Annotated in this window: 17 protein-coding genes; 10 read left to right on the forward strand and 7 right to left on the reverse strand. The window is 70.7% G+C overall.

Features of this window, described 5'->3' with window-relative positions:
- Window positions 1-2 precede the first annotated feature (2 nt).
- From H305_RS0119465 to H305_RS0119490, 6 genes are all read right to left on the reverse strand, one after another.
- Window positions 3-1,307 carry a M20/M25/M40 family metallo-hydrolase gene (locus H305_RS0119465; protein ID WP_028801858.1) on the reverse strand — a complete coding sequence of 435 codons (1,305 nt, stop codon included), beginning with the start codon at window positions 1,305-1,307 and terminating at the stop codon, window positions 3-5.
- Entirely contained in the window at window positions 1,300-2,133 is an 834-nt protein-coding gene (locus H305_RS0119470; RefSeq protein ID WP_028801859.1) for a M55 family metallopeptidase, read from the reverse strand. Before H305_RS0119470 ends, H305_RS0119465 begins: the two co-directional genes overlap by 8 nt.
- Window positions 2,134-2,209: 76 nt before the next feature.
- Window positions 2,210-2,935 (reverse strand): class I SAM-dependent methyltransferase, encoded by a 726-nt coding sequence (locus tag H305_RS0119475; protein WP_028801860.1) that lies wholly within the window; start codon window positions 2,933-2,935, stop codon window positions 2,210-2,212.
- Between the two features lie 169 nt (window positions 2,936-3,104).
- Window positions 3,105-5,597, reverse strand: a complete 2,493-nt coding sequence (locus tag H305_RS0119480; protein WP_028801861.1) for a SpoIIE family protein phosphatase — start codon at window positions 5,595-5,597, stop codon at window positions 3,105-3,107.
- A gap of 240 nt (window positions 5,598-5,837) precedes the next feature.
- Entirely contained in the window at window positions 5,838-8,228 is a 2,391-nt protein-coding gene (locus H305_RS0119485; RefSeq protein ID WP_028801862.1) for an MFS transporter, read from the reverse strand.
- A 178-nt stretch (window positions 8,229-8,406) separates the two neighbouring features.
- Window positions 8,407-8,853: an SRPBCC family protein gene (locus H305_RS0119490; protein WP_028801863.1), complete on the reverse strand. Its 447-nt coding sequence runs from the start codon at window positions 8,851-8,853 to the stop codon at window positions 8,407-8,409.
- Between the two features lie 170 nt (window positions 8,854-9,023).
- Here H305_RS0119490 and H305_RS0119495 point away from each other — a divergent pair, with 170 nt between their 5' ends.
- From H305_RS0119495 to H305_RS0119510, 3 genes are all read left to right on the forward strand, one after another.
- A complete protein-coding gene (locus H305_RS0119495; protein ID WP_028801864.1) occupies window positions 9,024-10,070 on the forward strand; it encodes an Rv2578c family radical SAM protein in 1,047 nt (348 codons plus the stop codon).
- 205 nt (window positions 10,071-10,275) lie between these two features.
- A complete protein-coding gene (locus H305_RS0119500) occupies window positions 10,276-11,859 on the forward strand; it encodes an alpha/beta hydrolase (RefSeq protein WP_028801865.1) in 1,584 nt (527 codons plus the stop codon).
- Window positions 11,860-12,058: 199 nt separating this feature from the next.
- Window positions 12,059-12,571, forward strand: coding sequence for a GNAT family N-acetyltransferase (locus H305_RS0119510; protein ID WP_199791430.1), 513 nt, complete (start codon window positions 12,059-12,061; stop codon window positions 12,569-12,571).
- 113 nt (window positions 12,572-12,684) lie between these two features.
- On the opposite strand, the gene H305_RS0119515 is transcribed toward H305_RS0119510, so the two are convergent.
- A complete protein-coding gene (locus H305_RS0119515) occupies window positions 12,685-13,263 on the reverse strand; it encodes an adenylosuccinate lyase (RefSeq protein ID WP_028801867.1) in 579 nt (192 codons plus the stop codon).
- A gap of 367 nt (window positions 13,264-13,630) precedes the next feature.
- On the opposite strand from H305_RS0119515, the gene H305_RS0119520 reads away from it, so the two are divergent.
- The 7 genes from H305_RS0119520 to H305_RS0119550 all read left to right on the forward strand — a co-directional run bounded on the left by H305_RS0119520 (window position 13,631) and on the right by H305_RS0119550 (window position 23,610).
- A complete protein-coding gene (locus tag H305_RS0119520; RefSeq protein ID WP_028801868.1) occupies window positions 13,631-15,436 on the forward strand; it encodes a 3-hydroxyacyl-CoA dehydrogenase family protein in 1,806 nt (601 codons plus the stop codon).
- 136 nt (window positions 15,437-15,572) lie between these two features.
- Entirely contained in the window at window positions 15,573-16,385 is an 813-nt protein-coding gene (locus tag H305_RS0119525; RefSeq protein ID WP_028801869.1) for a TetR family transcriptional regulator, read from the forward strand.
- A gap of 1,147 nt (window positions 16,386-17,532) precedes the next feature.
- Window positions 17,533-18,870: a crotonyl-CoA carboxylase/reductase gene (gene ccrA, locus H305_RS0119530; RefSeq protein ID WP_028801870.1), complete on the forward strand. Its 1,338-nt coding sequence runs from the start codon at window positions 17,533-17,535 to the stop codon at window positions 18,868-18,870.
- Window positions 18,871-18,879: 9 nt separating this feature from the next.
- Window positions 18,880-20,907, forward strand: a complete 2,028-nt coding sequence (locus H305_RS0119535; protein WP_028801871.1) for a protein meaA — start codon at window positions 18,880-18,882, stop codon at window positions 20,905-20,907.
- On the forward strand, window positions 20,904-21,869 hold the full coding sequence (locus H305_RS0119540; protein WP_028801872.1) for an HpcH/HpaI aldolase/citrate lyase family protein: 966 nt from the start codon (window positions 20,904-20,906) through the stop codon (window positions 21,867-21,869). The genes H305_RS0119535 and H305_RS0119540 overlap by 4 nt, the downstream gene beginning before the upstream one ends.
- 5 nt (window positions 21,870-21,874) lie before the next feature.
- Window positions 21,875-22,402, forward strand: coding sequence for a MaoC family dehydratase (locus tag H305_RS0119545; RefSeq protein WP_028801873.1), 528 nt, complete (start codon window positions 21,875-21,877; stop codon window positions 22,400-22,402).
- Window positions 22,403-22,404: 2 nt separating this feature from the next.
- Window positions 22,405-23,610 carry an acyl-CoA dehydrogenase family protein gene (locus H305_RS0119550; RefSeq protein WP_028801874.1) on the forward strand — a complete coding sequence of 402 codons (1,206 nt, stop codon included), beginning with the start codon at window positions 22,405-22,407 and terminating at the stop codon, window positions 23,608-23,610.
- The last annotated feature ends 5 nt before the right edge of the window (window positions 23,611-23,615 follow it).

A 23,615-nucleotide genomic window follows, 5' to 3' on the forward strand; every position in this document is an offset into this window, starting at 1 on the left:
CCCTAGGCCGTACGCAGAAAGCGGTCGAGGACGCGGACACCGAATTGGAGCGCCTCGACCGGGACGCGCTCGTCCACGCCGTGGAACAGGGCCTGGTAGTCGAAGCCCTCCGGAAGCTTCAGCGGGGCGAAGCCGTATCCGGTGATCCCGAGGCGCGAGAACTGCTTCGCGTCCGTGCCGCCGGACATGCAGTAGGGCACCACATGTCCCTCGGGCGCGAACTCCTCGACGGCCGCGCGCATCTTCGCGTACGTCGCGGAGTCCAGCGGTGCCTGGAGGGCCACCTCCCGGTGGTGGAACTCCCACTCGACGTCGGGTCCGGTGAGCCGGTCCAAGGTCGCGCGGAACTCGTCCTCCGCGCCCGGCAGATATCTGCCGTCCACATGGGCGACGGCCTCTCCCGGGATCACGTTGATCTTGTAACCGGCCTCCAGCATGGTCGGGTTGGCGCTGTTGCGCACGGTGGCCTCGACGAGCGCGGCGGCCGGTCCGAGCTTGCCCAGGAGGCCGTCCACGTCGTCCAGGTCGGCGTCCACGCCGTACAGGGCGGCCAGTTCGGTCAGGGCCGCGCTCACGGTCGGGGTGAGGCGCAGCGGCCACTCGTACTCCCCGATCCGGGTGATCGCCGCGGCCAGCCGGGTCACCGCGTTGCTCCGGTTCACCTTCGAGCCGTGCCCTGCCCGCCCGCGCGCGGTGAGCTTGAGCCAGCCGGTGCCCCGCTCGCCCGCGGCGATGGGGTAGAGCTGCCGGCCGGCTCCGTCGTGGAAGGTGAACGCCCCCGACTCGCTGACGCCCTCGGTGCACCCCTCGAAGAGCCCGGCGTGCTGATCGGCGAGGAAGCCCGAGCCGTCCTCGGCGCTCGCCTCCTCGTCGGCGGTGAAGGCGACGACGACGTCGCGGCGCGGACGCACACCGGTGCGCGCCCACTCGCGGACGACGGCCAGGATCATCGCGTCCATGTTCTTCATGTCGACGGCGCCACGCCCCCAGACCACACCGTCGCGGACCTCGCCGGAGAACGGGTGCACGCTCCAGTCCTCCGCCTGCGCGGGCACGACGTCGAGATGGCCGTGCACGAGCAGCGCGTCGGCGGACGGGTCGGTCCCCTCGATGCGCGCGACGACGTTCGTCCGTCCACGGGTGCGCTCCAGCAGCGTGGGCTCCAGACCCGCCTCCGCGAGCAGCGCCGCGGCGTACTCGGCCGCCGGGCGCTCCTGGCAGTCGCCTCCGCCGCGATTGGTCGTGTCGATACGGATGAGCTCGGAGGTGAACCTCACGACCTCGTCGAGTGCTTGTGCGTCAGCCATACTGCTCCTCCACCGCGGCCGAGACGATCGTGGTGACCGCCTTGAAGGTGCGAATCCCCTCGTACATGGTGTCGCTGGTGTAGGCCACCTTCCGCTCCCCGATGCGGTCGACACCGGGCACGACGGTGGCCGCCATCGACAGATGCTCGGCGTCGAACTCCAGCGCCACGGTGAACGGGCCACCGACGACCGGTTCATGACGCACCGCCAGCGCCGCCGCCTGCTTGGCCGCGGCCCGGATGTCCGCGGCGGTCCTGGCGGGTGTGCGGCACACGGCCGCATAGCGCGAGACGTGGTCCTTGACGGCGACCTTCAAGGCCTCCGGCGCGTAACCGAGCGCGTCCTCGCAGGCCACGTCGTCGCCGGTGACGAGGACGACCGGCACTCCGTACTCGGCGACGACGTGGGCATTGAGCAGGCCTTCGCTGGCGCGGACGTCGTTCACCCACACCCCCGTGATGGAGTTCGCCAGGTAGGTGTGCGCGAGGACTCCCTCCGTTCCGGCGCCCGCGTGATAGCCGACGAAGGCGACGCCGTCCACGTCGGCGTGCTGCACGCCCTCCACCATGGACAGCGACTTGTGCCGCCCGGTGAGCATCTGTGCCCGCTCGTCGAGCCGCTCCAGCAGGAGATTGCGCATGGTCCAGTGCGCCTCGTTGATCAGCACCTCGTCGGCGCCGCCGTCGAAGAAGCCGAGCACGGCCGCGTTGACGTCGGAGGTGAACAGTGAGCGGCATCGCTCCCACTGCTCGGTCCCCGGCAGCACGTCGGCCGGCCAGGTCACTCCCGTGGCGCCCTCCATGTCGGCGCTGATGAGGATCTTCATGACTCGAAACCGTACGCGCTTCGGCCCGGACCCGGCAGAGCCTGTGGACAACTCTCACCGGTCCAGACCACTGACGTCACCCGGTACGCCCCGCCACCAGCCATTTCGACGGAAGTTCGATGCGTGTGCCGTCCGCCGTGTACTCGGTCGTGACGAGCGGGAGTTCACCGTTCGCGAGGACCGTGAGGCCGGCGGCGCGCAGGTACTCGGGGACGGCGGCATCCGCGACCTCACCGGGGGCGATACCGTGCCGGAACACCGGAGCCAGCTTGGCGGGTGGGCCGTCGGCGCCCTGCGCCAGAGTGCGCAGCACGGCTCCCGCGGCCTCGGCGAGTTCGACGAGGAAGACCCGGCCGCGCTCCCCCACCAGCGTCGCCAGCCCGTCCACCAGCGGCTGCCGGTCGTCCGGCTCGGCCTGGTGGAGGACTCCGCGCATGTAGACGTTGGCGTCGCCGAGCTCCGCGTGCAGGGTCTGCGCCTCGGTCTTCTCCGCGGCGTCGAACTGCCGGTAGCCGGCCTGACCCGCCGGGTCGGCCTGGCGGGCGTGCTCGAGCGCGGCCGCCGACAGGTCGGCGCCGACGACGTGCGGGAAACGGTCGGCGAGGAAGCGGGTCTGGGTGCCGTTGCCGCAGCCGAGGTCCACGACGGGCAGGTCCCGGGCCGCCAAGTGGGGTTCGAGCAGGGCGAGATGCACCCCGGCCGTCAGGGCGGGCTCGGCGTCCCAGAAGACCGCTCCGGGCTCGTCGGGGGCCTCCTGCCAGAAGCTCTCCCAGGCCTGCCTGTACCGACTCGTCACACTCATGCCCGCTCCCCGGGTCGCGACCGCGGCCCGCCGGGTCTGGCGGGCGAGATCGGTCTATCGCGCCCGGCGCGCGGCGACAAGCGGACGGCGCGTTCCTTCACGCCACTTTCGGTCCGCGTACCCCCGGCGCGCTTCGCGCGCCCCGCCCGGTGGCCGCCGGTGCCGCCGTTCAGCGTCGCCGGGGCAGGGTCAGTTCGAACCGGACGGACTTGCCCGCACCGGTCCGGCTGGCGCCCCACTCGCGGGCCAGGGTGCTGACGACGCGCAGTCCGCGCCCGCACTCGTCGGTGGGCCCGGCGCTGAGCAGCGTCGGCAGGGTGTGGTCGTCGTCGGCCACCTCGCACAGCAGGGTGTCGCCGCGCACCAGCCGCAGCTCGATGCGCCGGCTGTGCGCGTGGCGCACGGCGTTGGTGACCAGCTCGCCGACCATCAGCTCGGCGTTGTCGGTCAGTCCGCCCAGGTCCCACGCGTGCAGCTGTTCGCGGACCACCGCGCGCGCCCTGCCGACCTCGACCGGGTCGAGCGCGAGGCGCCATTCGGCGACGTCCTCGGGCTCGATGCCGTTGAGGCGGGCCATCAGGAGGGCCACGTCGTCCTTGCGTCCGCCGCGGGTGTTGAGGGAGCGGATGATGGTGTCGCAGGCGTCGTCCATGGACGCGGCGGGGTGGGCGGCGGATTCGCAGAGCGTGGCGAGGCCCACGCCGATGTCCTCGCCGCGGACCTCGACCAGACCGTCGGTGCACATCACGAGCCGGTCGCCGGGCGTCACGGGCACGCGGACCGACTCGAAGGGCACTCCGCCGACTCCGATGGGCGCACCGGTCGGCAGGTCGAGCAACTCGCTGCGCCCGTCCCCGGCGTGCACGAGGACGGGCGGGATGTGACCCGCGTTGGCGATCTCCAGCTCACCGGCGATGGGGTCGTACACCGCGTACAGACAGGTCGCCAGATAGGCGTCGCCGAGTCGCTGGGCGAGGTCGTCGAGATTGCGCAGGAGCTGGGCGGGCGGCAGGTCGAGCGCGGCCATGGTCTGCACGGCGGTGCGCAACTGGCCCATCATCGCAGCGGAGTTGAGGCCGTGCCCCATGACGTCACCGACGACCAGAGCGGTGCGGGAGCCGGGCAGCTTCACGGAGTCGAACCAGTCGCCGCCGACGCGGCCGAGGAGCGTGCCGGGCAGGTAGCGGGTCGCGATGTCGCATCCGGCCATGCGGGGCGCGATGTGCGGCAGCATGCTCTCCTGGAGGGTCTCGGCGACGCTCTCCTGGTAGGTGTACATGCGGGCGTTGTCCAGCACGAGCCCTGCGCGGGCGGCGAGTTCGGCTCCGGTGACGCGGTCCATGTCGTTGAACTCGACGCGCTCTGGATGGCGCAGCAGGATCATGAACCCGAGGACCACGTTGCGGGCCTTCAGGGGGACGACCAGCATGGAGCGGTTGGTGATGAGCGGCCGGATGTCGCGCTTCTCGAACTGCGCGGCGATCATGTGGCCCATCTGCTCGCTGATGCGCGGGACGAGCACGGGCTCACCGGTGGTCATGCACTGGAAGAACGGGGTGTGGGCGGGAAAGGGCATGGCCTCGCCGACGGGCACGACGTCGTCCCAGCGGCCCGGCTCATCGGTGTGTTCGAGCGCGACGCGGTGCCACATGGTGGTGGTGTCCGGCACGCCGTCGTGGAACCCCTCCCCCGCGACGACCTGTTCGCGCAGGTAGGTGCCCGCCACGTCGGTGAAGCGGGGCACGACGGCCCGGCTGACCTCCAGGACGGTCTGCGCCAGGTCCAGGGAGGTGCCGATGCGTCCGCTGACTTCGTTGAGGAACTCCAGTCTCTCGCGCACCGCGACGTATTCGAGGTCCGTGCCGTCGTCCTGGTCGTCCTGCGGCACGGGCTCCCCTGAGGCGGCGGCCCTGGCGGCCCGGGCGCGGCGCGCCTTGCGCTCGGCGCGCCGGGGGACACCCCAGTCGGGGGTGACGGGCACCCGGTCGTTCTGGCTGAACTCCAGTACGGGATAGCCCAGTTCGAGGACCTGCGCGACGATGCGGGCGCTCTCCCCGACGCTCATGCTGGGCAGGATCTCGGGGAGTCGGCGAGCCAGTTCCTCCGCGCCGGGGAAGTCGGTGTGCAGGGCGAAGCCGGGCGCGATGCGCTCGATGCCCACGCCGGCCGCGGGGTGGCCGTCCGGGCGGTCGGGTCCGCCCTGGTCGCCGGGGCGGAGCGCGGCCGCGTCGGCGGCGAGCACCAGGAGGCGTTCGCGGCCGGGGCCCACCAGCGGGTACGCCCACCACAGGACGTCGATCCGGTCGCCGTCACCGGCGCTGAGCCGGGCCCGCCCGGCGGCCGGGTAGGCGAGCCGTCCGTCGAGGGACGTCTCCAGGCCGGGGCCGAGGCCGTCGTAGGCCGCGTAGGCCCCGTAGGGAGTGGCGTCGTCGTCCTCGGGCAGTGCGCCGGAGACGGGCAGCAGGTCGGCGGCGAGACGGCCCACCGCGTCTTCCTTGGGGGTGCCGAACAGGCGTTTGGCGCCGGTGCTCCAGTGGGAGACGAGCCCACCGCGGTCCACGAGGACGACGGCCAGAGGGATGCGGCCGACGGCGGTGTGCTCCGCCGTGCGGCTCCCAGCTCCGCGGCTGGGAGTCGTGCCCGCTTCGGTGCCACGGTCCATGGCCCAGGCCCCCTCTCCCCACGGCTCCGCAAGATCTGTGCCGCCCCCCTTACCGTACGGCGGCCCCCGTCATGATGTGTGTCAATACGGGAATTGACCTCTCCGGGGGCGGCTCCGGCGCGTGGTGCGCCGGGTGTGCTCCGTCGCGCCACCCTGATGCGCCGCCGACTCCCGTGCCCGGCCCCGCGGCGGGCCCGCGGCCGGGCGCTCCCGCGGCCGCCCGGCCCGCGCGGGCCCGCGTCAGTCTTCGTGTCCCAGTTGCAGGTCCCGTTCCGTCCGGCCTCCCCCGGCGACCTGGAGCACGGTCGCCACCGGCGGGTAGCCCGCGGCGATGACGGTGTACTCGCCGGAGGACAGGTCGACGAACCGGAACGTTCCGTCCGCGCCGGTGGTCAGGGTGTCCACCACGTTGCCCGCGGCGTCGAGGAGGGTCACGCGGGCGTCCTCGACGGGGCGCCCGCCGCCCGCCCGTACCGTGCCGCGCAGCACGGCACCGCCCGCGAGCTCGACGTCCTGGCGGGTCTCGCGGGCGGCCTGGACGGAGACGGGGAGCGCGGCCGGGCGGAACGCGGGAGCGCTGGCGGCGACGGTGTACTCGCCCGCCACCAACTCCGTCATGACGTAGCCGCCTTCGCGCCCGCTGCGGGTGGTGGCCACCACCTCGCCGTGGACATTGGTGAGGGTGACGGTCGCTTCCCGCACCGGGGTGCCGTCCGCGGTGAGCACACTGCCGGCGAGGCGTCCCGCGCCGCCGAGCACGACGTCCAGCTCCACGGGACGTTCGCCGACGGTCACCGAGACGGCCTGCGGCTGATGGCCGCCGGCCGCGGCGATCAGGACGTACGAGCCGGATCCCGGCGTCGACAGTGCGTACCGTCCGTCCTCGCCGCTGGCGCCGCGTCCGATCTGGACTCCCGCGATGTCGATGAGGGTGAGCGCGGCGCGCGGTACGACGGTGCCGTCGGGGTGCTGCACCGTGCCGCAGACGGGGACTCCGGCGGGGTACGCCGAACGGCCCGGCGGGATGTAAGCGGTGGTGCGGGCGGTTTCCGGTTCGGCGGCGGGGGCGTTGTGGGACACCAGGGGTTTCTCCTTGAGGAAGAAGGCGATGGCCAGGCCGAGAGCGAGCACCGGGACGAGGTAGAGGAAGATCCGCGGCATGGCGTCCGCGTAGGCCCCGATGTAGTCGTCGCGCAGGGCGGCGGGCATCGCGTGGACGAGCTGCGGGGTGAGGGACTCGGAGTCCCCGAGGGCGTCCTGCCCGCGGGTGGGCAGGCGCTCGGCGAGGGCGTCGGCGAGCCGGTGGGCGAACAGGGTGCCGAAGACGGCGGCCCCGACGCTGCCGCCGATCTGCCGGAAGTAGTTGTTGGCGCTCGTCGCGGTGCCGAGGTCGGCCGGGGGCACGGAGTTCTGGACGGCGAGGACCAGGACCGGCATCACCAGGCCGATGCCGGCGCCGAGGACGGCCATCCAGATGCTGTAGTGCAGCCGGGGCGTGTCGGCTTCGAGGCGGGACAGCAGCCACATGCCGACGACCGAGAGGGCGCTGCCGAGGAGCGGGTAGGGCTTGTAGCGGCCGGTACGGCTGATGAGCTGCCCGGAGACGATGGACGCGCCCACGATTCCGCCCATCATGGGGAGCATCAGGAGTCCCGATTCGGTGGCGCTGGCCCCGTCGACCATCTGCAGGAAGGTGGGCAGGTAGCTGGCGGCGCCGAAGAGGGCGACGCCGATGACCAGTCCCACCAATGCCGTGACGTTGAAGACGCCGTCCTTGAACAGCTTTAGCGGGATGAGGGGTTCGGGCGCGACGCTCTCGACCACGAGGAAGAGCAACGTCGCGACGAGTGCGCCGGCTCCGAGTCCGAGGATGACCCGTGAGCCCCAGGCGTACTCCGTGCCGCCCCAACTGGTCAGCAGCACCAGGCAGGTGGACGCGGCGGCGAGCAGGAGCACGCCGAGGACGTCGACGCGCCCTCTGGCCTCGGGCTTCGGCAGTTTCAGCACGACGGTGACGACGGCCAGTGTGAGCAGCCCGAAGGGCACGTTGATGTAGAAGCACCAGCGCCAGGACAGATGGTCGGTGAAGTAGCCGCCCAGCAGGGGGCCCGCGACGGACGCCAGGCCGAACCCGGCCCCGATCAGCCCCATGAAACGGCCGCGTCGGCGGGGCGGCACGATGTCCGCGATGATCGCCTGCACGCCGATGAGGAGACCGCCCGCGCCGACGCCCTGGAGCGCGCGGAAGGCGATCAGTTGGTCCATGGTGCGCGACCAGCCGGCGAGTGCCGAGCCGATGACGAAGACGACGATCGCGAACTGGAAGACGCCCTTGCGGCCGAAGAGATCGCCGAACTTGCCGTAGACCGGGAGTCCGACGGTGGAGGTGAGCAGGTAGGCCGTGATCGCCCAGGACATCTTGTCCAGGCCGTGCAGCTCCCCGACGATCTTCGGGAGCGCGGTGGCCACGATCATCTGCTCCAGGGCGGCCAGCAGCAGGGCGAGCATCAGCCCGATGAAGACCAGACGGATCTGGCGCGCGTCGAGCCCGGCGGGCCGGGCGGCCGCCTCCACGGCGTCCATCGGGGGTGCGGTACCCGGCTCGTCCTGCACCAGAGTGATCCCGCCCACGTGCCGCTCCCCTCGTCGCGCCCACCGCACAATTCCCGCTTATCGCGACAACTGCGAGCAAGCGCGACGAGTTACGGCACGACGTCGCGCAACAGGGGGATCCACTCGAAACGGTGAGGACGGCAACGGGCCCTGGAGCGCCGCCCCTTGAGCGCTCGGCCCCTGCCTCCCGGGACCGCTACTTCTTCTCGGTCTCGGCGGCGAGCCTGACGAGCACCGCGTCGTAGATCCGCCCGAGCCCCTTGGGCGCGAAGGTCTTCTCGAAGAAGCCGCCGATGCCGCCCGCGCCGTTCCAGACGGTGGTGACCACGACGCGGGACGAACCCTCGCCCGCCGGGGTGACACGCCAGGTGGTGACCATCGAGGAATTGCGGTCCTTCTCGACGAGCTCGCCGTCGGTGGGCTCGCTCACCTCGAGCAGGCAGTCGCGGACGCGCTTGCTGGTGGCCTGGAGCTTCCAGTGCACGAGGGTGCCCTCGCCGTCGCCGCCCTCGCGCACCTCGTACTCGCTGAAGTGCTCCGGCAGCAGCTTCGCGCGCGTGCCGCTGTAGTCGGCCAGCGCGTCGAACACCGCCTCCGCGTCCGCCGCGATGACCCGCTCCGTCGTGGCCTCGACCTGCGCCATGGCACTTCCTCCAGCACTTGGTTCCTCGGGGTGTGCGGCCAGCCAACCACCAGGCGGCCCGGCCGCCCAAATCGGGGCCGGGCGGGGTCTCCCGGGCGGCGCAGGTATCCGGTCGCACGATCAAGGGAACATGTGTTCTATTCTGTGGCCAGTGCTACCGAGGAGGCGCCATGCGCTGGGAGAACCTCACCGTGGACCCCGCCGGGGACCCGGCCCGCGACGCCGCGCTGTTCGGCGCGGACGCGGTGACCACCCGTACGTTCGACACCCCCGAGTTCCGCGGGATCACCTTTCACGAGATCCGGGCGCGATCGATCGTGAACCGGGTGCCGGGGGCTTCACGCATGCCCTTCGAGTGGACGGTCAACCCCTACCGAGGGTGCACGCACGCGTGCGTGTACTGCTTCGCGCGCAAGACGCACAGCTATCTGGACCTCGACACCGGACTCGGCTTCGACTCCCAGATAGTGGTGAAGGTCAACGCGCCGGACCTGCTGCGCCGCCAGATCGCCTCGCGCCGCTGGCACGGCGAGCACATCGCGATGGGCACCAACGTCGACTGCTACCAGCGGGCCGAGGGCCGCTACCGGCTGATGCCCGGCATCATCGCGGCCCTGCGCGACCACGCGAACCCCTTCTCGATCCTGACCAAGGGCACGCTGATCCTGCGCGACCTCGACCTGCTCGGGCAGGCGTCCGAGGTGACCGACGTCGGCATCTCCGTCTCGGTGGGCTTCACCGACACCGAACTGTGGCGCACGGTCGAGCCGGGCACCCCGGCTCCCGAACGCCGCCTGGACGTGGTGCGCACCCTGACGGACCACGGCATCGGCTGCGGTGTGCTGATGGCGCCCGTCATCCCCTTCCTCGGCGACCACCCCGCTCAGCTGCGCGCCACCGTCCGCGCGATCGCGGCCTCGGGGGCCACGTCCGTGACCCCGCTGGTCCTCCACCTCCGGCCCGGCGCCCGCGAGTGGTTCATGGCCTGGCTGGAACGGCATCACCCGCACCTGGTCCGCCGCTACGAGCGTCTGTACGCGGAGGGCGCCTACGCCCCGACGTGGTACCAGCGCCGGATCACCCGTCAGGTGCACGAGCTGGCGCGGGAATACGGCATCGGCCCCACGCGCGCGAGGATGCCGCGCAGGGTCGCCGCCGCCGAAGCGGCCGCTCCCGAAGCCGTGGCTTCCGGGCCGACCCAGCTGACGCTGCTGTGACGACCGTGCGGCGCGCCACCCGCGCCGCATGAACTCCCAGGACCGGTCCGCGGGCGTCCGTGAACACTTCTGTCGGCAACCGAGCGATCCCGCGGCTCAATCGGGTCAAGTCTTGTCAGAACCGGTTCCTCCGGCCTCCCTTTCCGGCACGATGCGGCGAAGGCCGTGGCGTGCACGGCTCAAAACCTCCGTCCTGGGAGGCCTTATGAAGAAACGCGCAGCTGCTCTGTGCGGGGCAGCCGCCGTGGTGGCCGGGATGATCACGTCGATCCCGGCCGACGCGAGCGCCGGCTCCGAGACCGCACCGCGCACCACCCAGACCGCCAAGCTCACCTGGAAGAAGTGTGCGACCAGCGACTATCCGACGCTCCAGTGCGCGTCGGTGAAGGTGCCGCTGGACCACTCGCACCCGGCCGGGCGGAAGATCACCCTCGCCCTCTCGCGCGTCCCGCACACCGCCGCGAAGTCCCAGGGACCGTTGCTGGTGAACCCGGGCGGCCCCGGCGGCAGCGGGCTCACCCTGGCCGGATTCGTCGCCTCCTCGCTGCCGAAGTCGGTGGCCGCGCAGTACGACGTCATCGGCTTCGACCCGCGCGGCGTCGGCAAGAGCCAGCCCGCCCTGGACTGCAGGCCGGGACACTTCGCACCCGTCCGCCCCGACTCGGTGCCCGCCACTCCGGCCCTGGAGAAGGCCAACGTCGACCGCGCCAAGGCCTTCGCCACGGCGTGCGGCAAGAAGTACGCGAGCCTGCTGCCGTACATCGACACGGTCAGCGCCGTCCGCGACATGGACTCCATCCGCGGCGCGCTCGGGGCCAGGAAGATCAACTACTTCGGCTACTCGTACGGCACCTACCTGGGCGCCGTGTACGCGAAGCTCTACCCGCAGCGCGTGCGCCGCCTGGTGCTGGACTCCATCGTCGACCCCGTCGGCGTGTGGTACGACGACAACCTCGGGCAGGACTACGCCTTCGACGACCGCCAGAAGGCCTTCCTGGCGTGGATCGCCAAGCACGACGCGACCTACAAGCTGGGCACGGACCCGGCCAGGGTCGAGGCCAAGTGGTACGCGATGCGCGCCGCGCTCGCCAAGAAGCCCGCACAGCAGAAGGTGGGCGCCTCCGAGCTGGAGGACACCTTCATCCCCGGTGGCTACTACAACGGCTACTGGCCCTACCTCGCCCAGGCGTTCTCGGACTACGCGAACGGCAAGAAGAGCGACTCGCTCGTCCAGGCGTACGAGGACTTCGGTGCCGTGGACGCCTCGGGCGACAACGGCTACAGCGTCTACACCGCGGTGCAGTGCCGTGACGCGTCCTGGCCGAGGGACTGGAACCAGTGGCGCAAGGACAACTGGGCGGTGTACGAGAAGGCGCCGTTCATGGCATGGAACAACGCCTGGTACAACGCGCCCTGTGCCTTCTGGCCGACGCGCTCGTTGCGGCCGGTGGACATCTCCAACAAGTCGCTGCCGCCGGTGCTGCTCTTCCAGGCCACGGACGACGCCGCCACCCCGTACCAGGGCGGTGTCACGGTCCACCGCAAGCTGCGCGGCTCCAGTCTGGTCGTCGAGCAGGGCGGCGGGAACCATGGCATCACGCTGAGCGGCAACGCCTGCCTGGACAAGTACCTGACGGCGTATCTGACCGACGGCAAGGTGCCGCACGGCAGCGGTGAGGCCGACGCGGTGTGCCAGAAGCTGCCCGACCCGGAGCCGCTGAAGGCGAAGGCCGCGTCCTCCTCCTCGCGGGGTTCGACGCTGCACGGACTGCTCGGCTTCCGGGGCTGATCCCCACAGGCCGAAGGCCCGTCGGAGGCGTTGTCGGACCCGTGGTCCACCATGGACCCATGACCGAGCCGATGCGCGTTCCCGCCCCCGACGGGCCCGTCCCCGCCGCCACGCCGCAGTCCCCGACGCCCCACGGGGACAGCGGGGGGAGCAGCGCGTACGAGGCGGTGCGCGGGTGAACGGGCTCGTGATCCGCGAGATGACCCTCGACGACTGCCCGCACGTCGCCGAGATCCGTGTGCGCGGCTGGCAGAGCGCGTACCAGGGGCTGATACCGCAGTCGTACCTCGACGGGCTCAGCGTGGCCGAGGACACGGCGCGCCGGCGCGCGTTCTTCGAGCGGGGCGACGGCGATGTGGTGAACCTGGTCGCCGAGCGGCAGGGCGAGCTGGTCGGCTGGGCCTGCCACGGACCGTACCGGGACGGTGAAGTCCGCACCGGCGAGATCGAGTTGTACGCGATCTACGTGCGTCCCGACCGGGTCGGCAGCGGGATCGGGCGGGCTCTGCTCACCGAGTCCGTCGCCCGGTGCGTGGCAGCCGGTCACGAGCGGATGCTGCTGTGGGTCCTCGAGGAGAACGCTCCGGCCCGCCGCTTCTACGAGCGGTCGGGGTTCGGGCCGGACGGCGCCGAGGAGCCTTTCGAGGTCGACGGTGTCGCGATACCCGAGGTGCGTTACGCGCGCTCCCTGGCCGATGCCGCCCTCGGCTGAGCCTCCGACGTCCCAAGGCTCCGGACGGTCCCGTACCGGCGCCCTCCGGCCGGCACCGCACCGGCCGAACGCCCGCACACCTTCCGGCCGCTCCCGCACCTCTCCGGTCCGCCCTACCCCTTGCGAGCGGGCAGCAGGGCCAGTGCGTGGACCGCCGCCTCAGCGAGGGCCGGATGGGCCAGCGCCTCGCTCAGCACGGGTCTCGCACGCTCGTCCCCCAGGACGCCGAGGCCCTGCACGCACGCGAGGGCCACGCTCCGGTAGGGGTCGTGCGGACGCAGCCGACGCTCCAGGGTGGTGATCAGCGCGGGCACCGCCTCGGGGGCGCGCAGCTCGACGAGCAGCCGTACCGGATGGAGGGCGTAGGCGACGCGCAGTTCGTTCGTGGCGAGCGCCGCCGCCGCGCGGGCGGTGCGCGGATCACCGAGCCGCGCCAGCGCGTACGCGGCGGACGCGCAGCGCTGCGGGTCGCGGTGGTTGAGCAGCAGGACGAGTGCCTCGAAGGCCCGCCGGTCCCCGGCCAGCCCGAGCCGGAAGGCGACCAACTCCCTGGCCCACAACGGCTGTCCGGTCTCCGTGAGCACGGACGCCAGTGCGCCGGCGTCCTCGGCCGCCACGAGCCGGTCGTACTCCGCCGAGCCTGCGGCCTCGTTCCGTAGACGCTCCGTGAGTGATCGCAACTCTTCGTCCATGCCGCCGAGCCTAGAGAAGCGCGCGGGACGTCGGGACGTACATCACAAACTCGGGGCTGGCGCGCTCGTTACCGGCGGGTTAAGCTCAGACGAGCGAGTTACCCACTCGCCTCACCCTTGCGGTGGCCTGGTGACGCAGCCGCCGCAGGAGCAGTCGGTTCGGTGCCTCAGGTACCGCAGTACGGCACGGCTTGGGACAGGGCCGGTCGACTTCACCGTTCGTCGGGGCGCGCGATCCGAGCGCCCCGGGACGGACCGGGCGTGTGCGCCAGTAGCCCGGCAACACGCGCAATCCCAGCACCATGTGCGCCCGTCGGCGTACCCCATGTGCACTCCTCAGTCGTCACCCTCTTCCTGGAGTCCCGCGATGGCCACTCCCCTGTCCGACACCTCTCTGCCCCAGCTCAAGACCGTCGCCGTCGTCGGCCTCGGCACCATGGGCACCGGCATCGCCGAGGTCCTCACCCGCGCCGGCCGCGAGGTGATCGGCATCGACATCAGCGAGGCCGCGGCCACCCAGGCCGTCGCCGCGCTCGAAGCGTCCACGGCCCGCGCCGTGCGGCGCGAGCGCCTCACCGAGCAGGAGCGCGGCGACGTCCTCGCCCGCTTCCGCACCTTCACCGAGCTGGCCGCCGCGGCCGACGCCGACCTGGTCATCGAGGTGACCCCGGAGTCGTACGACATCAAGCAGCAGGTCTTCCGGGAGCTCGATGCCATCGTGCGCCCCGAGGCCATCCTCGCGACCGGCACCAACGCGCTGTCCGTGACACGGCTCGCCGCCGACTCGGCCCGCCCCGAGCGCGTCCTCGGACTGCACTTCTTCAACCCGGCCCCGGCGATGAAGCTCGTCGAGGTCGTCTCCTCGGTGCTGACCTCCCCGCAGGCCGTCGGCGCCGTCACCGACCTGGCGATCGAGCTCGGCAAGGAGCCCGTCGCGGTCGGGGACCGCCCCGGTTTCGTCGCGGACGGACTGCTGTTCGGCTACCTCAACCAGGCCGCCGCGATGTACGAGGCGAAGTACGCCTCCCGCGAGGACATCGACGCGGCGATGAGGCTCGGCTGCGGCCTGCCCATGGGCCCGCTCGCGCTGCTGGACCTGATCGGCGTGGACACCGCGCGCACGGTCCTGGAGGCCATGTACGCCGAGTCGCACGACCGGCTGCACGCCCCCGCGCCCATCCTCAAGCAGCTCAGCGAAGCTGGCCTGACCGGCCGGAAGTCGGGCCGCGGCTTCTACTCGTACGAGGCCCCCGGCAGCGCGACCGTCGTGCGGGACGCGCTCACGCCGCTGGAGGGCGCCGCCCTGGTCCCGGGCCGCACCGTGCGCTCCGTCGGCGTGGCGGGTTCCGGCACCATGGCGTCCGGCATCGCCGAGGTCTTCGCGAAGGCCGGGTACGAGGTCGTCCTCGCCGCCCGCAGCGCGGAGAAGGCGCAGGCCGCCAAGGCCCGTATCGGCAAGTCGCTCTCGCGCTCTGTCGACAAGGGGCGGATGACCGCCGAGGCCGCCGCGCGGACCCTGGACCTGATCACCCCGGCGGGCACGTACGACGCGTTCGCCGACGTCGACCTGGCCCTGGAGGCCGTCGCCGAGGACCTGGAGATCAAGCAGCAGCTGTTCGCCACGTTCGACAAGGTCTGCAAGCCCGGGGCGATCCTGGCCACCACCACGTCGTCGCTGCCCGTCGTGGCCTGCGCCCGCGCCACGTCGCGCCCGCAGGACGTGATCGGCATGCACTTCTTCAACCCGGCCCCGGCGATGAAGCTCGTCGAGGTCGTGCGCACCGTGCTCACCGCCGACGACGTGCACGCCACCGTGCGCGAGGTCTGCGCGAAGGTCCGCAAGCACCCGGTGGACTGCGGTGACCGGGCGGGATTCATCGTGAACGCCCTGCTGTTCCCGTACCTGAACAACGCGATCAAGATGGTCGAGGAGCACTACGCGACGCTCGACGACATCGACGCCGCGATGAAGCTCGGCGGCGGCTACCCGATGGGCCCCTTCGAGCTGCTGGACGTGGTCGGCCTGGACGTCTCGCTCGCCATCGAGAAGGTCCTGCACCGCGAGTTCCGCGACCCCGGCCTGGCCCCCGCGCCACTCCTCGAACACCTGGTGGCCGCGGGCTGCCTCGGCCGCAAGACCGGCCGCGGCTTCCGCGAATATGCCCGGCGCTGAGCGTACGGGCGACTGGTTCGCGGAGAGCCCCGACTGGGGCGGACTGCTCGACCCGGCCGGACACCCCCCGCCCCAGGAGGGCGGGGGGATCCCCGGACATGCGCGCTCTCCTGCGCACATGCAGTACGTTCGGGTCATGCCCCAGCCCGCCAAGTCCTCACGTACGCCAGCCACGCCCGACGCACCGGAACGTGCCGCCGGCAGCCGCGCGGCCGCTCAACGCCTCAAGATGCGCCGGGAACTGGCGGCCGCGGCCATGGAGTTGTTCGCGACGAAGGGGTACGAGGCGACCACCGTCGACGAGATCGCGGCCCAGGCCGGGGTGGCCCGGCGGACCTTCTTCCGCCACTTCCGCTCCAAGGAAGAGGCGATCTTCCCCGACCACGACGACACCCTGATCCGGGCCGAGGCCGTGCTCAACGCGGCTCCCGCGCACGAGCATCCGCTCGACACCGTGTGCCGGGGCATCAAGGAAGTCATGAAGATGTACGCGGCGCGGCCCGAGATCTCGGTCGCCCGCTACAAGCTCACGCGCGAGGTACCCACCCTGCGCGAGGCCGAGATCGCGTCGGTGGCCCGCTACGAGCGACTCTTCACCCGCTATCTGCTGGGCCACTTCGACGAGCACGCGCACGACGACGACGCCAACGACGACCCGCTGCTGGCCGAGGTGGCCGCGTCCGCCGTCGTCACCGCCCACAACCACGTGCTGCGGCGCTGGCTGCGGGCGGGCGGCCAGGGCGACGTGGAGGCGCAGCTCGACCACGCCTTCGCGATCGTGCGGAAGACGTTCGGCAACGGGATCGGCGCCGGGCGGGAGACCACCCCCCGCTCGGCACCCGCCTCCTCCTTCACGGAAGGCGACGTGCTGGTGACCGTCGCCCGCGTCGACGCCCCGCTCGACCAGGTCATGCGCACGATCGAGCAGGCGCTCAAGGAGCGTCCGTAGCGGCTTCGCCCGCACGCCGGGCCGGCACCGGGGCCCGCACCTCGGATCCGTGAGGGCTCCGGACTCCGAGACGGGCCCCGAACCCCGACCCGAGACCGCGCGGCTCCCCGGCCGGGTCGGCACCGGGGCCCGCACCCGCGCACCGTGAGCGCACCGGACTCCCCCACGTGCTCCGCGCCCGCTCCAAGGGCGCGCACTCCCCAGCCGCGCCGGCACCGGGGCCCGCAGCTCAGAGGAGACGTGAGGGCTCCGGCCCACGAGCCGCGTCAGGCTCCATCCCCGGGCCTTGCCAAGCTCCTCCAGCCCGTGCCCCCTGGCCGCGCCATGCCCCGACCTTTGGCCGCGAGAATCCAGGCCTTCGCCGGTCCCGCCGATCTCGGGGGCCGCCGGGCCCGCACCCGGCCCGGCCCGGAGCCGGCAGCCGGGCGGGCGTCCCGCGCCCGCACCTCCGGGCCGGCGACCGTCGTCCGGCAGCGGCGCCCCCGCGCCTCCTCACGGACGCTCGCGAACAGGCCTTCGGGGCCGGACATCGGTCCTACCCGGGGCAGACGGCCCGCTGCCGACCTCCCGGGCCGCCTCGCCGGCGACCACCACCGGGTCCGCGGCGCACGTGTCGCCGGGCGTTACCCAGCCCCTCGTGCCGCGAGCCGGGGTGCGGCACCACGTGCCGCGAGCCGTCGCGACCGGCGTTCGTCCGAGCTCTCTCTCGCCCCGCCCTCTGCGCACCGTTCCGCGCACCCCGGTATGAACGCCCGCTGCCCGCACCCCCGCTGCGGCTTCCGGCGGACCACGACAAGACCGCCCATAGCCACCTACTGGGCAGTAGCTTTGATCGATCATCGCTCATTTGTTACGTAAAGATTTCATCTGAGGCCAACTTATGGCACTCAGTGCCTTGTCAGGTGACACGCGGTGTCATACGTTGAAGGAGTCCGGGCGGCCGGCGTGCAGAGACCTTTCGTACGCCGGCTGTCCCCGCAAGCCCCCCAGGCTGCGCGCCCGGACGCCTGCGTCACAGGCACCCTCCTGCGCCGACCAAGCGCCGCCACAGCACCACCTCCGCCGAACCGACGGCACCCCTCCCTCAGCAGCACCGACGTAACCCTCAGCGTCTTCCCTCAGGACGCTCATCGCCGGAGGCAACACAGTGAAGGAAATCCTGGACGCGATTCAGTCGCAGACCGCCACGTCTGACGACTTCGCCGCTCTGCCGCTCCCCGAGTCCTACCGTGCGATCACCGTGCACAAGGACGAGACGGAGATGTTCGCCGGGCTCAGCACCCGCGACAAGGACCCCCGCAAGTCGATCCACCTGGACAACGTGCCGGTGCCGGAGCTCGGCCCGGGCGAGGCCCTGGTGGCCGTCATGGCCTCCTCGGTCAACTACAACTCCGTGTGGACCTCGATCTTCGAGCCGCTGTCGACCTTCGGCTTCCTGGAGCGCTACGGCCGGCTCAGCGAGCTGACCAAGCGCCACGACCTGCCCTACCACATCATCGGCTCCGACCTTGCGGGCGTCGTCCTGCGCACCGGCCCGGGCGTGAACGCCTGGCACCCCGGCGACGAGGTCGTCGCGCACTGCCTGTCGGTCGAGCTGGAGTCCTCGGACGGCCACAACGACACGATGCTCGACCCCGAGCAGCGCATCTGGGGCTTCGAGACCAACTTCGGCGGACTCGCCGAGATCGCCCTCGTCAAGTCCAACCAGCTGATGCCGAAGCCCGACCACCTGTCGTGGGAGGAGGCCGCCGCTCCCGGTCTGGTGAACTCCACCGCCTACCGGCAGCTGGTCTCCCGCAACGGCGCCGGCATGAAGCAGGGCGACAACGTGCTGATCTGGGGCGCGAGCGGCGGGCTCGGCTCGTACGCCACCCAGTTCGCGCTGGCCGGCGGCGCCAACCCGATCTGCGTCGTCTCCAGCGAGCAGAAGGCGGACATCTGCCGCTCGATGGGTGCCGAGGCGATCATCGACCGCAGCGCCGAGGGCTACAAGTTCTGGAAGGACGAGCGCACCCAGGACCCGAAGGAGTGGAAGCGCTTCGGCAAGCGCATCCGCGAATTCACCGGCGGCGAGGACATCGACATCGTCTTCGAGCACCCCGGCCGCGAGACCTTCGGCGCCTCGGTCTACGTGACCCGCAAGGGCGGCACCATCACCACCTGTGCCTCGACCTCGGGCTACATGCACGAGTACGACAACCGCTACCTGTGGATGTCGCTGAAGCGGATCATCGGCTCGCACTTCGCCAACTACCGCGAGGCGTGGGAGGCCAACCGCCTGATTGCCAAGGGCAAGATCCACCCGACGCTCTCCAAGGTCTACTCCCTGGAGGACACCGGCCAGGCGGCCTACGACGTGCACCGCAACCTCCACCAGGGCAAGGTCGGCGTGCTGGCGCTCGCCCCCGAGGAGGGCCTGGGCATCCGCGACCACGAGAAGCGCGCCCAGCACATCGACGCCATCAACCGCTTCCGGAACGTCTGAGGTCCCCAGATGACTGAGCGTCAGAAGGACCGGCCGTGGCTGATGCGCACGTACGCCGGTCACTCCACCGCCGAGGCGTCGAACGAGCTGTACCGGCGCAACCTCGCGAAGGGCCAGACAGGCCTGTCGGTCGCGTTCGACCTTCCGACGCAGACCGGCTACGACCCCGACCACATCCTCGCCCGCGGCGAGGTCGGCCGGGTCGGGGTCCCGGTCTCCCACCTCGGTGACATGCGCCGTCTGTTCCAGGACATCCCCCTGGAGCAGATGAACACCTCGATGACGATCAACGCCACGGCCATGTGGCTGCTGGCGCTCTACCAGGTCGTCGCCGAGGAGCAGGGCGCGGACATCACCAAGCTCCAGGGCACGACCCAGAACGACATCGTGAAGGAGTACCTGTCGCGGGGGACGCACGTCTTCCCGCCGGGCCCCTCCCTGCGTCTGACGACGGACATGATCACCTACACGGTGAACCACATCCCGAAGTGGAACCCGATCAACATCTGCAGCTACCACCTGCAGGAGGCGGGCGCCACGCCGGTCCAGGAGATCTCGTACGCGATGTCCACCGCGATCGCCGTCCTGGACGCGGTGTTCGCGTCCGGCCAGATCGCCGACGACCGCAAGGGCGACGTCGTGGCCCGTATCTCCTTCTTCGTGAACGCGGGCGTCCGCTTCGTCGAGGAGATGTGCAAGATGCGGGCGTTCGGGCGCATCTGGGACCAGATCACCCGCGAGCGGTACGGCATCGAGAACCCCAAGCAGCGGCGTTTCCGGTACGGCGTCCAGGTCAACTCCCTCGGTCTGACCGAGGCGCAGCCGGAGAACAACGTCCAGCGGATCGTGCTCGAGATGCTGGCCGTGACCCTCTCGAAGGACGCACGCGCGCGTGCCGTGCAGCTGCCCGCCTGGAACGAGGCGCTGGGCCTGCCCCGGCCCTGGGACCAGCAGTGGTCGCTGCGCATCCAGCAGGTGCTCGCGCACGAGAGCGACCTGCTGGAGTACGAGGACATCTTCGAGGGTTCGCACGTCATCGAGGCCAAGGTGTCGGCCCTCGTCGAGGAGTCGCTGGCCGAGATCGACCGCATCCAGGAGATGGGCGGCGCCATGGCCGCCGTCGAGTCGGGCTACCTGAAGTCGCAGCTCGTCTCCTCGCACGCCGAGCGCCGCGGCCGTATCGAATCCGGCCAGGAGAAGATCGTCGGCGTCAACATCTTCGAGTCCACCGAGCCGAACCCGCTCACGGCCGACCTGGACGCCGCCATCCAGACGGTCGACCCGGCCGTCGAGGCCCGGGTGATCGGCGCCCTGGAGAACTGGCGCGACACGCGCTACCAGCCTCCGTTCAACCACCCGCGCCCGTGCAAGGCGCTGGAGCGGCTGAAGGAGGCCGCCAAGGGCACCGACAATCTCATGGAGGCCACCCTGGAGTGCGCCCGCGCCGGGGTGACCACCGGCGAGTGGGCCGGGGCCCTGCGCGAGGTGTTCGGCGAGTTCCGCGCGCCGACCGGTGTCTCCTCCGCGCCCGTCGCGGTCACCGCCGAGGAGGGCACCGCGCTCGCCCAGGTCCGCCGCAAGGTGGAACTGACGGCACGGGACCTCGGTGTCGGCAAGCTCCGCTTCCTGGTCGGCAAGCCGGGCCTGGACGGGCACTCCAACGGCGCCGAGCAGATCGCCGTGCGGGCCCGCGACGCCGGCTTCGAGGTGGTCTACCAGGGCATCCGGCTGACGCCCGAACAGATAGTGGACGCCGCGGTCGCGGAGGACGTGCACGGTGTCGGGCTGTCCATCCTGTCCGGCTCGCACGCCCAGTTGGTGCCGGACGTGCTGGAGAGGCTGCGCGAGGCCGGCGCGGCGGACATCCCGGTGATCGCGGGCGGGATCATCCCGAACGCCGACGCCGAGCAGCTGCGGGCCGCGGGAGTGGCCGCGGTCTTCACACCCAAGGACTTCGACATCACCGGAATCATCGGCCGTATCGTCGACGAGATCCGGAAAGCGAACAAGCTCGACCCCCTGGAGGTCCCCGCATGACCACGCCCGTCAACCGTCTGCGTCCGCGTCGCTCCTGCCTCGCGGTACCGGGGAGCAACCCGCGTTTCCTGGAGAAGGCCCAGGGCCTCCCCGCGGACCAGGTCTTCCTCGACCTGGAGGACGCGTGCGCGCCGCTGGCCAAGCCCGGGGCACGGCACACCATCGTGAAGTTCCTCAACGAGGGCGACTGGACCGGCAAGACGCGGGTCGTGCGCGTCAACGACTGGACCACCGAGTGGACGTACCGCGACGTCGTGACCGTCGTGGAGGGCGCGGGCCAGAACCTCGACTGCATCATGCTGCCGAAGGTCCAGGACGCCCAGCAGGTCGTGGCGCTGGACCTGCTGCTGACGCAGATCGAGAAGACGATGGGCTTCGAGGTCGGCAAGATCGGCATCGAGGCGCAGATCGAGAACGCCCAGGGCCTGAACAACGTCAACGAGATCGCGACGGCCTCCCAGCGTGTCGAGACCATCATCTTCGGCCCGGCCGACTTCATGGCGTCCATCAACATGAAGTCGCTCGTCGTGGGCGAGCAGCCGCCCGGCTACCCGGCGGACGCCTACCACTACATCCTGATGAAGATCCTGATGGCCGCCCGCGCCAACAACCTCCAGGCCATCGACGGCCCCTACCTCCAGATCCGGAACATCGACGGCTACCGCGAGGTCGCCCGGCGCGCCGCAGCGCTCGGCTTCGACGGCAAGTGGGTGCTGCACCCGGGCCAGGTCGAGGCGTCCAACGAGATCTTCTCGCCCTCCCAGGAGGACTTCGACCACGCCGAGCTGATCCTGGACGCGTACGACTACTACACGTCCGAGGCGGGCGGCAAGAAGGGCTCCGCGATGCTCGGCGACGAGATGATCGACGAGGCCAGCCGCAAGATGGCCCTGGTCATCTCGGGCAAGGGCCGGGCCGCCGGCATGCAGCGCACCAGCAAGTTCGAAGCCCCGGAGGCCTGAGCACCATGCAGTTCGGACGCACCTACGAAGAGTTCGAGGTCGGCGCGGTCTACAAGCACTGGCCCGGGAAGACGGTCACGGAGTACGACGACCACCTCTTCTGTCTGCTGACCATGAACCACCACCCGCTCCACATGGACACGAACTATGCGGAGAAGACGACAGATTTCGGGAAGAACGTCGTCGTCGGCAACTACATCTACTCGCTGCTGCTCGGCATGTCCGTGCCGGACGTGTCGGGCAAGGCGATCGCCAATCTGGAGATCGAGTCACTGCGGCACGTGGCGCCGACCTTCCACGGCGACACGATCTACGGCGAGACGACGGTCCTGGACAAGACGCCCTCCCGGTCCAAGTCGGACCGCGGGATCGTCTACGTCGAGACCAAGGGCTACAAGCAGGACGGCACGCTGGTGTGCGTGTTCCGCCGCAAGGTGATGGTCCCCACCGAGACGTACATCAAGGAGCGCGGCGGCGAGCAGCCCGGCCGTCCCGAACTGAGCGCACCTGCGGACAAGAAGACGGAGAAGTAGCCATGGCGCGACTCGCCCAGACCGCCGGTCTGACCGACATCCAGCAGGAGATCCTCTCCACCGTCCGCGACTTCGTGGACAAGGAGATCATTCCGGTCGCCACCGAACTGGAGCACCGCGACGAGTACCCGCAGCAGATCGTCGACGGCCTCAAGGAACTGGGTCTGTTCGGCCTGATGATCCCGGAGGAGTACGGCGGCCTGGGCGAGTCCCTGCTCACGTACGCGCTGTGCGTGGAGGAGATCGCCCGCGGCTGGATGTCGGTGTCCGGCATCATCAACACGCACTTCATCGTGGCGTACATGCTCAAGCAGCACGGCACGCAGGAGCAGAAGGACCACTTCCTGCCGCGGATGGCGCTGGGCGAGGTGCGCGGCGCGTTCTCGATGTCGGAGCCGGGTCTCGGCTCGGACGTCTCGGCGATCACGTCGAAGGCGGTCAAGGACGGCGACGAGTACGTCCTGAACGGTCAGAAGATGTGGCTGACGAACGGTGGCTCGTCGACCCTGGTGGCCGTCCTCGTGCGAAGTGACGAAGGACACCCCGAGGGCACCGCGCCGCACAAGTCGATGACGACGTTCCTGGTGGAGAAGGAGCCCGGCTTCGGCGAGGTCCGTCCCGGTCTGACCATTCCCGGGAAGATCGACAAGATGGGCTACAAGGGCGTCGACACGACCGAGCTCATCATGGACGGACTGCGCATTCCGGCCAATCGTGTACTCGGCGGGACGACCGGCCGAGGGTTTTACCAAATGATGGACGGAGTCGAGGTCGGGCGCGTCAATGTCGCGGCCCGTGGCTGCGGTGTCGCACAGCGTGCCTTCGAGCTGGGTGTCTCCTATGCCCAGCAGCGTCACACTTTCGGCAAGGCGATCGCCCAGCATCAGGCCATCCAGTTCAAGCTGGCCGAGATGGCTACCAAGGTCGAGGCGGCCCATGCCATGATGGTGAACGCGGCACGCAAAAAGGACTCCGGTGAACGAAACGACCTCGAAGCGGGTATGGCGAAGTACCTCGCCTCCGAGTACTGCAAGGAGGTCGTGGAGGATGCATTCCGGATCCACGGCGGCTACGGCTTCTCCAAGGAGTACGAGATCGAGCGTCTCTACCGCGAGGCTCCGATGCTGCTGATCGGTGAAGGCACCGCCGAAATCCAGAAAATGATCATCGGGCGCAGGTTGCTCGAAGAGTATCGACTCCAGGGCTAGATGTC

Origin of the sequence: Streptomyces sp. 142MFCol3.1 (assembly GCF_000424945.1) — a bacterium.
In the GTDB taxonomy this organism is placed as follows: domain Bacteria; phylum Actinomycetota; class Actinomycetes; order Streptomycetales; family Streptomycetaceae; genus Streptomyces; species Streptomyces siamensis.

Excerpts from the sequence above, each read along its gene's own strand:
- H305_RS0119475 (WP_028801860.1), bottom strand. The coding sequence starts at position 2,935 with ATGAGTGTGACGAGTCGGTACAGGCAGGCCTGGGAGAGCTTCTGGCAG.
- H305_RS0119495 (WP_028801864.1), top strand. The coding sequence starts at position 9,024 with ATGCGCTGGGAGAACCTCACCGTGGACCCCGCCGGGGACCCGGCCCGC.
- H305_RS0119490 (WP_028801863.1), bottom strand. The coding sequence starts at position 8,853 with ATGGCGCAGGTCGAGGCCACGACGGAGCGGGTCATCGCGGCGGACGCG.
- H305_RS0119550 (WP_028801874.1), top strand. The coding sequence starts at position 22,405 with ATGGCGCGACTCGCCCAGACCGCCGGTCTGACCGACATCCAGCAGGAG.
- H305_RS0119510 (WP_199791430.1), top strand. The coding sequence starts at position 12,059 with ATGACCCTCGACGACTGCCCGCACGTCGCCGAGATCCGTGTGCGCGGC.
- H305_RS0119480 (WP_028801861.1), bottom strand. The coding sequence starts at position 5,597 with ATGGACCGTGGCACCGAAGCGGGCACGACTCCCAGCCGCGGAGCTGGG.
- H305_RS0119465 (WP_028801858.1), bottom strand. The coding sequence starts at position 1,307 with ATGGCTGACGCACAAGCACTCGACGAGGTCGTGAGGTTCACCTCCGAG.
- H305_RS0119500 (WP_028801865.1), top strand. The coding sequence starts at position 10,276 with ATGAAGAAACGCGCAGCTGCTCTGTGCGGGGCAGCCGCCGTGGTGGCC.
- H305_RS0119470 (WP_028801859.1), bottom strand. The coding sequence starts at position 2,133 with ATGAAGATCCTCATCAGCGCCGACATGGAGGGCGCCACGGGAGTGACC.
- H305_RS0119525 (WP_028801869.1), top strand. The coding sequence starts at position 15,573 with ATGCCCCAGCCCGCCAAGTCCTCACGTACGCCAGCCACGCCCGACGCA.
- H305_RS0119515 (WP_028801867.1), bottom strand. The coding sequence starts at position 13,263 with ATGGACGAAGAGTTGCGATCACTCACGGAGCGTCTACGGAACGAGGCC.
- H305_RS0119520 (WP_028801868.1), top strand. The coding sequence starts at position 13,631 with ATGGCCACTCCCCTGTCCGACACCTCTCTGCCCCAGCTCAAGACCGTC.
- H305_RS0119535 (WP_028801871.1), top strand. The coding sequence starts at position 18,880 with ATGACTGAGCGTCAGAAGGACCGGCCGTGGCTGATGCGCACGTACGCC.
- H305_RS0119540 (WP_028801872.1), top strand. The coding sequence starts at position 20,904 with ATGACCACGCCCGTCAACCGTCTGCGTCCGCGTCGCTCCTGCCTCGCG.
- H305_RS0119545 (WP_028801873.1), top strand. The coding sequence starts at position 21,875 with ATGCAGTTCGGACGCACCTACGAAGAGTTCGAGGTCGGCGCGGTCTAC.